Origin of the sequence: Xanthomarina spongicola, from assembly GCF_003148645.1 — a bacterium.
Lineage (GTDB): Bacteria > Bacteroidota > Bacteroidia > Flavobacteriales > Flavobacteriaceae > Xanthomarina > Xanthomarina spongicola.
On record NZ_QGGP01000012.1, the window covers coordinates 1 to 11053 of the forward strand.

Consider the following 11053-nt stretch of genomic DNA (forward strand, 5'->3'; position numbering starts at 1 on the left):
CAACGTGTTTGTGTTATGGCTAGTTGCGTTGGCAAGAACTAAGTTAACAAAATAAACCGAACCATTAGGAAAATCCGTAGGATTTTCCGAGTAAACACAGACTAGCAATTAGTTATACACGTTGTTGTGCAACGTTTTTTATTCAGTACCATCTTATTTGATAAGGATACTTTTCATAAATCACATTGTCTTCGTTTATTGTATTTCCGTTGCGACCATTAATTTCTCCTAATTTCTGTAATTCATTTGCCTCTGTTATTTTTCCTGTTTTTCTTAAGCAATCCGATTTGAAAATTTGTACTTCTGAAAAATCGGGATAGATTTCTAAAGCCTTATCGAAAATTTTAATAGCTCCTGAATAGTCTTTTTGCTCATATTTGCTAATTCCGTAGTAAAACAAGTCTAAATGATGAAGCCAATCTTTCCCTTTTTCTTTTAGTTGATATTCATAATCTTGTTTAAAAATCTGTTCTGCTTTTTGAAATTCATTCAATTGCAAATAGGAAAGTCCAATGTAGAAATCATATGAATGGTCCATTACATAGCCATATCCAAACCTTTTTTTATAATCTTGAAAATCTGTAATGGCATTTCGATAAGTTTTTGCAAAAATACATTTTATAAATGCTCTGTAATCTTGCCAATCCTGTCGGTCGTATTTCACAGCTTTGTCAATATATTCCATTCCAACCTCATATTTTGCCTGTTTGAACATTGGCATTGCCTTTTGTTGCCATAAATATGCGATAGTACTGTCTTTTTCTAGTCCCTTGTCAATTTCTTCTTGCCATTCTCTTGAATATAATTCGTATTTCCACGCTCCGTTTTTCAGATGTTCATTTATAATTTCTTGCTGCTTTTCTTTGTTAGGATTTAATTCTATCAGTTTGTTTTCCGCTATATCTTTGTCAGATTTATCATTTTGACCACAAGAAGAAATGGTAGCAAATATTAGAATTGTCAATATTTTGATGTTATTTTTCATTTTTTGGTCAAATGTTGCACAACTTGTTATATAAACTCAAATATAGTTAATTATGGTTTATAATTTCGGGATATCAACACTTTCTTGTTGCCTTTGTCCTTTACCTGAAGCTCTTCAACTGTAACATCTAATGGATTACGTATTTGCATAATATTTTTTTGAGCTACATGTGTGTAAATCATTGTGGTTTCTGGTTTAACATGCCCTAATAATTCTTGTATGTACCGTAAATCAATACCGTTTTCTAGCATATGTGTGGCATAACTATGTCTTAGAGTATGTGGTGTAACGGGTTTATTTATGCCTGCTAATTTACACGATTGTTTTAAAAATGCTCGAATACTGCTTGCCGAATACATGCCTCCATCACGTCCTTCTATAACATAATCAACAGGTTTATAGGTGTAAATATAATTTGCCAATAAAGGTTTGATTACTTGACTCATTCCTACAACACGATCTTTACGACCTTTGCCTTTTTTAATTAGTATTTGGCTTCTATCAAGGTCTAAATTGTTCAGCTTTAAATTTAAAAGCTCACCAATTCGTAGTCCTCCTGAATATAGTAACCCAATTATTGTACGATGTTTTAAATTTTTGGTTACTTGTAAAATATCAATAATGGCTTCTTTTGATAAAACAGTTGGTAAATAATTACTTTTTTTAGGACGTTTAAAATTGCTAGCATCAAAATCATCTAAATTACAAAAAGCTGTAAAATGTTTTATTGCACTAACACATTGTCTGTGGCTACTAATACTATAATGTTCTTTAGCAATAACCTGTTCCATAAAATACTGAATGTTACGTACGCTCCAATCTGTTTTTTCAATGTCCTTATGGAGGTTTAAATATCGAAGAATAAAGTATCCGTATGATGAAATGGTACTTTCGCTTAACCTTTTACCACGTAAATAATTTACATACTCTTTTAAGAGTTTTTTTTGATTCAAGTTTAATTCTTGATATAAAATGACTTTGTCTGGAGGTTTTATCTTGCTGTCAGATGTTATTGTAGCTTTCTTTACATATTTTAATGCACTATAATCAATGTAAAACCCACCCTTTAGTAGATAGTTGTAAAGCTCATGTAATGTTTGATCACTCTGAGTTACATAAAAAGTTTTATTTGTTTGACTCCATGTAACACCATTAAAATTTTTAATGTAAGATTTTGTTTTATCATTAAACACAAATCCAATTGCTATGTGGTTTTTGTTTTTATGCTGAAGAGGTTTTAGAGTTATAGTTTGCTTCATAATATGTTGAAATATATAAAGTTAACTAAAATGAATTAAAAGTCTTTAACTTTAATGCTAGTTTTTACTTTTTTCTAATAAAAATATTTAAGTAAAGTGGCAATTTTATAAAAGTAAATATTTAGTCTTTAAGAGTTAGAATGTTAATCATCTTCTCATTTACATAGTGATTCCAGTTCCTAGCTTTTCTTTTCTTAGGATGTTATATTTCGCTAATAAATTCAAATATTTTCAATGACAGAACTGTCTTTAGCCTCCTGAAGTCCTAAAGTGTTTATAAATATGTTCTCATTCGGAATACTAGAAACTATTCCTTTTAGCTCAGCTAACGCTCTTTGAGCTGAAGCTAATTTTTTAAGAACATTTTTAGTTTCAATATCTTGTTTAAGAGGTAACTTTTTCAATTTTTTAGATTCCATTATGTATAGAAATATTAATTTTTTTATCATAAGTTTTCAAAATGATAAAATATTTTAATTTGCTTATCAATGTTAACTTTAAGAGGAGTTACTAATTAACTTCTTAAAGTTTAAATTCATTAATTTTATATAATCACATTTTTTAATAAAAGGTTATAGGTTAAATTAATTATTAAAAATTATAGTTAACTAGTCCAGAAAAGCGAATCAAACCTTGTTTACACCGAAAAATATTGGTGTTCAACCATATTTTCATACTGGTTTAAAGAATTATTCTAATTTACTACTTCAAAATAGTATTCTTAAACAAATTATATGGAAATTCATAATGTAAGAAGTCATTATAAAGAAATCTTTAAATCGTATTATAAACCTTCATTAGAGCAACATATCGAGAAAATTATAGAGCTTGACACCTATTTGCCGTATAGTTCTACGTTTTTCTGTTTAACAAATACCCAGAATTTAAGTTTTGAATTTATTAGTAAAAATATGCAAGCCTGTTTAGGTATAGATGCTCAATTATTAAAGAAACAAGGCATGCGTTATTTTTGGAGTAGAATTCACCCAGAAGATCTTGAGTTATGGTTAAAAGCCTTAAACGCCTTGATGGAATTTACCTTAGCCGAAATCCCTATAGAATTACGTAAACGGATGAGTTACACCTGGAATTACCGTTTTAAAAACGCTGAAGACCAATACGTAAATATCATACAAAACACCACGCCACTGGAGTTCGATGCAAATATGAAACCTATTATTGGGCTGGCACACTATACAGTAGTAGGATCTAAACTACCTTTACCAGTAACGGCTACTGCAAAACTCCTGAATACCAAAAATGAATACGAGACCAAGTATTATAATAATTTTTCTCAAAAATTATTGACAGATGGCATTAGCAATCGCGAACGCGATATTATAAGATTATTGGTCTTAAACTATAGCAGTAAAGATATCGCTGATAAGTTGGATATTAGTTCGAATACAGTAGACACTCATAGACGCAATATTTTAAAAAAACTACATATTTCGTCTACTGGAGAACTTATTGGTATGCTAAAAATGAATAAAACCATTATTTAAGCATGTACTTACATACCTACAACCTAAATAACTATCCCTTTAACGAAAAAAGATAATAATACTCAATTTGAGTATTGTATGTTGCCTTAATTTTGTGCAACTTTATCATGCTATTAATCAACAAGTGTTTTAAAATAAGGGGTGATTTTAGTAGATTCTAACTGAGTCACTATTTAAAACCCCCTGTTTTAATTCAATACCTGTTGTAACCAACCAAAGTCTACATAAATTTTACATTCTAAATATCCATTAAGGATAGTATGCCCTGCGTATTATTCATAATTTTTGTGTTGTGGTGATGCTATTAACTAACAACCAAACACGATGAAAAGTCTTTTCTTTAAGTTTTCTGTTGCCCTTTTATTTTTTTGTTCTATCACTGTAAATGCTGAAATAGCATTTAACATGTTAGACTCACACCCACTTTCAAAATATGTTTCATTTGAGAATGATTATATGGATACTTATGAAAGTAGTATTCAATGTGAAGAGGGTATTCAATCTGAAAATAATATTCTTGGTAAATTAAACAACACCATTCTATATCAAGAAAACAAAGGTCAAATTACAGATACCGATGGCAATCCTCGTCCGGACATTTTATTTACATCCTATGCTAATGGTGTTCGAACGTATTTTAAGAAAGATGGTATTTCTTATGTGTTTGAAAAACATAATATAGAAGACAAAGAAATCACCTATTCTGAAAATGGCACTATGCCTAATGGTACCGAAAATGTTCCAGAAGATTTCACTATAGAAATGCATCGTATAGATTTAAACCTAGTAGGTACTTCAGACCAAGTTAGCATTGTAACTTCAGGTCAAGATAAAGTTTTTGATAACTTTTATTTGGGTGATATTCGTGCAGAGCATGTATATTCATATGAAAAGGTAACCTACAAAAATATTTACCCAAATATAGATATGATTTTATACACCAAAAATGGTGGTATGAAATACGATTTTATTGTAAGACCTGGTGGTAACCCAGACGTAATTCAATTTGAGATTGATGGCACAACAGAATTTAATATCAACAATACAGGTGATTTAGTTATAAAATCTCATTTAGGTGAGATTATTGAAGGGGCACCTTTAGTATTTCAAGAGAGTAAAACAATAAAATCAAATTATGTTTTAAATGGTAATATTCTATCTTTTAATTTTGAAGATTATAATCCAAATAAAACACTTATTATAGACCCGACCAGAGCTTGGGGAACTTACTATACCGCTAGTAATGGGCAACATAATATTATTTTAGGAATGGATGAAGCCGCTAACACGAATGGAGTGTTTTGGGCAATAAATACAAATGCGACAAGCTACCCTGTATCTCCAGGGGTATTTGATCCGACGTTTAACGGCAATTACGATATACGTATTGTGCATTTTAACACCAATGGCAACTTGGTTTGGGGGACTTATTTTGGGGGTACATCAACTGAAGCAAGTCCTGCAATCGCAGAGGGTCCAGGAAATACATTTGTCTTGTCTGGAGCAACGACCAGTCCCAACTTACCAGTTACAGGTAATACTCATGATCAAACCATTAATGGCAGTTACGATTATTTTTTATCGCAATGGCGTGGTTTTGATGGTACTTTAAGATGGTCTACATATTTTGGAGGGCCAGGTCAAGAATGGTTTGGACATGGGGTTGATGTAAATAGTAGTGGTGAAATTGCTTTTTATGGCACAGTGCAAAACACATCTATGCCTATTGTAAATGGTTTATATCCGACATATATAGGTGGTACTACAGATAATATTGTAGCTAAATTTAACAGTTTAGGAGGCCTCGTTTGGTCTTCTTACTTTGGTGGTAATAACTATGATGTGGCACATAGGCATGGCATTAAATTTGATAATAACAATAATATTATTATAAAGGGTAGAACCAATAGCGTTAATTTACCAACTACAGCAGGTGTTTTTAAACCTACAAATAATGGTGTTTATGATTTTTATTTAGCCAGTTTTACAAACAACGGGCAAGCATTAAATTACTGCACCTACATTGGTGACAATTATCAGCAAGGATTTCCATATTTTAGTTCTCAGGAAGGTGCTGAAAGAGACTGGAGTGCCATAGCTATATGTTCAGATAATAGTGTGATAGTTGGTGGTGTGACTTGGGATAATAGATCTAATGCATGGGCCTACACTCCTGGCTCTTTTTCCAGTAATTATTTTGGAGCTTTTGATTCTTTTATTTTAAAATTTAATACCAGTGGTCAACGTATTTGGGGTACCACATGGGGAGGTAATAGTAATGATTGGTTAATTGATGTTGACGTAGATGAAGCGGATAATGTATTTGTGTTGACAGGGACATACTCTTATAATATGCCTACCACAGGAGATAGACATCAAGGCTATACTGGACATTGGGAAAAACATATTGCCCAATTAAGTGCTGATGGCAGCACCTTACTTTATAGTTCTTATTTAGGCACAAATGATTATGATATGCCAGAAGTTGGTGGTTTAGCATATCATGCTGGTTCCTTGTATTGTGGGTTTGTTACCCGTTCTACAAGTAATAATCCTTCTTGGATAGTATCTTCAGGTGCTTACCAAACGAGTCCACAAAGTGGTAGTTATTATCCTGTGTTAAACAAGTTTTTATTTGATGTGCCTGTAACATGTAACCTCACAAGCGTCACGACAAACATAACAGATGCAACATGTACAACTACAGATGATGGGGAAGCCCAAATAAGTATTAACTTTACTAGTGCTCCAGTAGCCATAGAAGGTAGTTTAGATGGTGGAAATAACTGGATACCATTGGGTACGCCAGGTAGTAACCCGTTTGCGTTTCCTATTGGTAATCTAGCAGCAGGTAGTTACAGCATTACCATACGCGAAGTGGCAGATACCAGTTGTGAGATTGTAACTCCTTTTACTATAGGTGTACAAGCTAATGCAACAGATAGTGATGGAGATGGTGTGAGCGTAGAAGACTGTGATTGTGATGATAACGATGATACTGTTTTCCCAGGTGCAGATGAATTGTGCGATGGTATAGATAATAATTGTGATGGCGATATTGATGAGAATGCCTTACCAGATGCCTTTTTGGCTAGCTTGTCTGGTACAGATGTAACACTGATACCAGCTTTCGATGCTAATACGTTTAATTATTCGGCTAGTGTTTGTAATACGATTACCGAAACCATTATTAGTGCTACAGCTTCTAATACCTTGCCAGCTACAAATGTTTCAGGTGATGGTTATGCATCATTAAGCGAAGGGTTAAACACCATAACTATAACTGTTGAAGCTTGTGGCACAACACAAGATTATACAATTGCCGTTACCAGATTGGCAGAAGTTATTTATTATGCAGATACCGACAATGATGGTTTTGGTAATGCTAATGATGCTGGAACGCCTCTGTGTAGTTTACAGGCAGGTTATGCAACAAACAACCAAGATTGCGACGATACTAATGACACGGTTTATCCTGGAGCACCAGAAATAAATTGTGATGGTTTAGATAACGATTGTATTCCAGCCACTCCAGATAATAACAACCCAGTAAACGTAAACTTTGCTGTTACTAATGTAACTTATGGACCAGTAACACCTTTAGAATATGGTGTCGATTTTATAGCTGGTACCGATTATACTTTTGCCTCTGCAGGAAATAATCCTGGAGAAGTAGGTGGTAATACATGGGTTTTTACTGACCTTATACTTACTAATTATGGTGGTTTATGGTTTACTTTTAATAATATAGAAAATCCAAGACATAGTAGTCAAGCCCCAACAGGCTCTATGGTTTTCCAAAGTTTAGATACCAATACAGGTGTGGCTACTTTTTATAGCACAGCACCATTAACATGGACTAATCCACAAAATGGACAGCCACAAAGTGTCAATACGCAATTTAGAATGCAAATACAACCTGTAGGAGCTACAGGAACATCGCCAATGAGTGCTGGTGTTGTTGGCTCTATACCAAATAATATAGTAGATGGAGGCGAAGCCGGATTACCAGGATTAGGATTAGACTGGTCTACCTTAGATGTGAGTCAGCAAGGTGATTTTCAAGTATGGTTTGCTTTTGAAGTACAAGGTACCAACCAACCTATAACCGAGTTTTATAACAACGCGAGTACTCCACCAAATACAACATTCTTTACTTCGGTTTATAGTAGCTTTTTTGCAGCAGATGATGTTTGTGTTAACCCAGGAAATGAATTAACAGTAACTGCTATTCCTGATGCTAACAATTCAGCACCATTTATTTATACCTTTAATGATATTACAAATGCAACAGGAGTTTTCTCTGGGATTACTGCTGGAACTTTCGATTATAGTATCATGGCAGCAAATGGTTGCTTAACCAATGGAACACATACAGTAGGTGCTCCAGATTTAAGCTTTTTATTACCAATACCAGATGTAGCTACTTTACCAGATGTTAATGTGGAGTGTGAAGTAACTAGTTTAACAGCACCAACTGCAACTGATGTTTGTGGTGGTACTACTTCAGCAACTACAGATACAACACTGCCTATAACTACTCTTGGGACTACAATTGTAACTTGGACTTATACTAATGGGAATGGTGATACAGTTATGCAAACACAGAATGTGGTAATTGCAGATTCAACACCACCAAGTATAACATGTACTAATATTAATGCAACTACAGACTTTGGTCAATGTGATGCTAATTTAACAATTGTTTCGCCTATAGTAAGTGATAATTGCCAAAATGGTAATGGTTTAGACTTTGACGGTGTTGATGATTTCGTGAGTATTGGTAATGTTGGTAACGCACAAACTATTGAGTTTTGGATGTATTCTAATTCGACTATTGATGGAACAGGTGATTATGATATGATTTTTAATTTTAATAATTCAGATCTTATTTACATTGCTACAAATGGTGTAACAAGCTCTATTTCTGGTGAAACATTAAGTGTTGTTACTGCAGGTGGTGGTGGTATTTTGTCAATTAAAGATGTCCTTCCTGCTGGATGGAATCATATAGCTATTACAAGTAATGGTTCAATCTATAATAACATTTATTTAAATGGTAATGTTTCAACGACCTACTCAGCTGGTGGTAATACGAATGTTATTACTATTAATTCTGCATTTATAGGACAAAGACCTTCATCTCCACTAAATAGATTTGAAGGAAGACTAGATGAATTAAGGTTTTGGAATGTGTCTAGAAGTCCATCAGAAATACAATCAAATTTCAATAATGAATTAACAGCACAATCTGGTTTAATTGGTTTATATCATTTTAATGAAGGTGTAGCCAATTCAGATAATAATGGTGTTACTGTTGCAGCAGACACATCAGGAAATGGCAATAATGGAACACTAAACAATTTTGCTTTATCTGGTTGCAATTCAAACTGGATTTCAGGCTTTAATGGTATTACATTAACGAATGATCTAACTAACTCATGTGACGCCTCAGGAATATATCCAATTGGTTTAACTACTATTACTTGGACAGCTACAGATGCTTCAGGAAACCAAACTACTTGCGAACAACAAATACTTGTTGAATCTCCAAGCCCTGTATTGACGTCTATAAACCCAGTAAATTTCTCGCCTGGAGATCAGGTGGTAATTGAAGGTAATTTCTTTACAGATATAGATAATGTGGTTACTATGGATGGCACAAATGCTCCAATAGTTTCACAAAACGCAACGAGTATCACAATAACAGTTCCAGCAGATATTTGCTCAGGAGATGTTCTTGTTTCTAATGCATGTGCACTTACTTCAATTGCATCATTACCATATACTATAGATGCACCAACAATTACTAATGTGACTCCAGATATACTACCTGTTGAAGGTGGTGCCACTATTGTAATAGATGGTACTAATTTTAGTGCTTCAGGAAATATGGTTACTATTGGCGGACAAGCAGGTATTAATATTCAAAATGAAAGTGCTACATCTATTACAGTTATAAGCCCAGCAAACATTTGTAATGGCGATATAATAGTTACATCAGCTTGTGGTGCAACATCTTTAGCATATGGCTATACTGTTAGTAATCCAATTATTTCCAGTATTAATACAAGTTCGGTAATACCAAATAATACGCTACTAATATCTGGTGCAAATTTTAATCCAGGTCAAAATTCTGTTACTATTAATGGAAATAATGCAACGATTACTTCAGAAAATTATAATGAAATTGAGGTTACAGTACCATTCTTAAACAATGCATGTATCGCAGATATTGTGGTAACTACCTGTAATTTGGTTTCAGATACATTTACAAGTCCTGCTGTTGAATCAGAATTACCAACAATTAGTTGCCCTGCTGATATAAGCGCAGTTGCAACTAGTGCAGCTGGTGCCATTGTTACTTATACAGAACCTGTTGGTTCTGATAATTGTGGTATAGTCTCAACTAATTTAACAACTAGTTTGGGTAGTGGTGACACTTTCCCAATTGGTAATACGGTTGTAACGTATATGACTACTGATACCTCTGGAAATACAGAAACTTGCTCATTTACAGTAAGTGTTGTAGGTGTAGCTCCTGTGGCAGTTTGTCCAAATGAGATTACTCAGAATACAGATGCAGGATTATGTAGTGCAGTGGTTAATTTTAGTGCTACAGATGAAGTAGGAATTCCTGCTTCAACGATTAGTTATTCTCAAGATCCAAATACGGTTTTTCCAGTAGGAACAACAACTGTTACTGTAACAGCTACAAATGCTGTTGGTAGTTCAACATGTACTTTTGATGTGGTGGTTGTGGATAGTGAAGGCCCAACATTTAATTGCCCAACAAACATTGTCGTTACTTTAGATGATGCAGGCAATGGTACGTTAGATATCAATGATTACACTTTAAATGAAACAGATAATTGTTCAACTAATTTATCTGTAAGTGTTTCACAAACAGCATTTACCTGTGCAGACATTCCATCGGGAGGTTCTGCTGCACCACCATCGGTTTGGATTAATGAGTTCCACTATGATAATTCAGGTTCAGATGTAGGCGAGTTTGTAGAAGTAGCAGGAACAGCAGGATTAGATTTAACAGGATATAGTATTGTATTTTATAACGGAAATGGAGGATCACCTTATAGTACCATTAACTTATCAGGAAGCATAGATGACGAAGGAAACGGTTATGGAGCAGTATCTTTTTCAGAATCAGGCATACAAAATGGAGCGCCAGATGGTATCGCATTAGCTGATAATAATGGAAACTTGATTGAATTTATAAGCTATGAAGGAAGCTTTACAGGATCTGGAGGTCCAGCAAATGGAGTGACATCAACTGATGTTGGAGT

General features: G+C 33.8%; 4 protein-coding genes and 1 pseudogene. 2 read left to right on the plus strand and 3 right to left on the minus strand.

Translation table 11 applies throughout. The features are described from left to right. Nucleotides 1-142: 142 nt before the first annotated feature. The 3 genes and pseudogenes from LX78_RS14370 to LX78_RS14380 form a co-directional block, all read right to left on the minus strand. Nucleotides 143-985 carry a tetratricopeptide repeat protein gene (locus LX78_RS14370; protein ID WP_109683476.1) on the minus strand — a complete coding sequence of 281 codons (843 nt, stop codon included), beginning with the start codon at nucleotides 983-985 and terminating at the stop codon, nucleotides 143-145. Between the two features lie 50 nt (nucleotides 986-1035). Continuing rightward, nucleotides 1036-2244 (minus strand): tyrosine-type recombinase/integrase, encoded by a 1209-nt coding sequence (locus LX78_RS14375; RefSeq protein ID WP_109683477.1) that lies wholly within the window; start codon nucleotides 2242-2244, stop codon nucleotides 1036-1038. Nucleotides 2245-2468: 224 nt separating this feature from the next. Continuing rightward, nucleotides 2469-2663 (minus strand): annotated as a pseudogene (locus LX78_RS14380) (Fic/DOC family N-terminal domain-containing protein); the annotation flags it as partial. Nucleotides 2664-2978: 315 nt separating this feature from the next. Between LX78_RS14380 and LX78_RS14385 the strand changes: the two are divergent. Then, complete coding sequence (locus LX78_RS14385) at nucleotides 2979-3749, plus strand: helix-turn-helix domain-containing protein (RefSeq protein WP_109683478.1); 771 nt, start codon at nucleotides 2979-2981, stop codon at nucleotides 3747-3749. Nucleotides 3750-4154: 405 nt separating this feature from the next. After that, a partial coding sequence (locus LX78_RS14390) for a DUF7948 domain-containing protein (protein WP_170109857.1) occupies nucleotides 4155-11053 on the plus strand: 6899 nt, incomplete at its 3' end.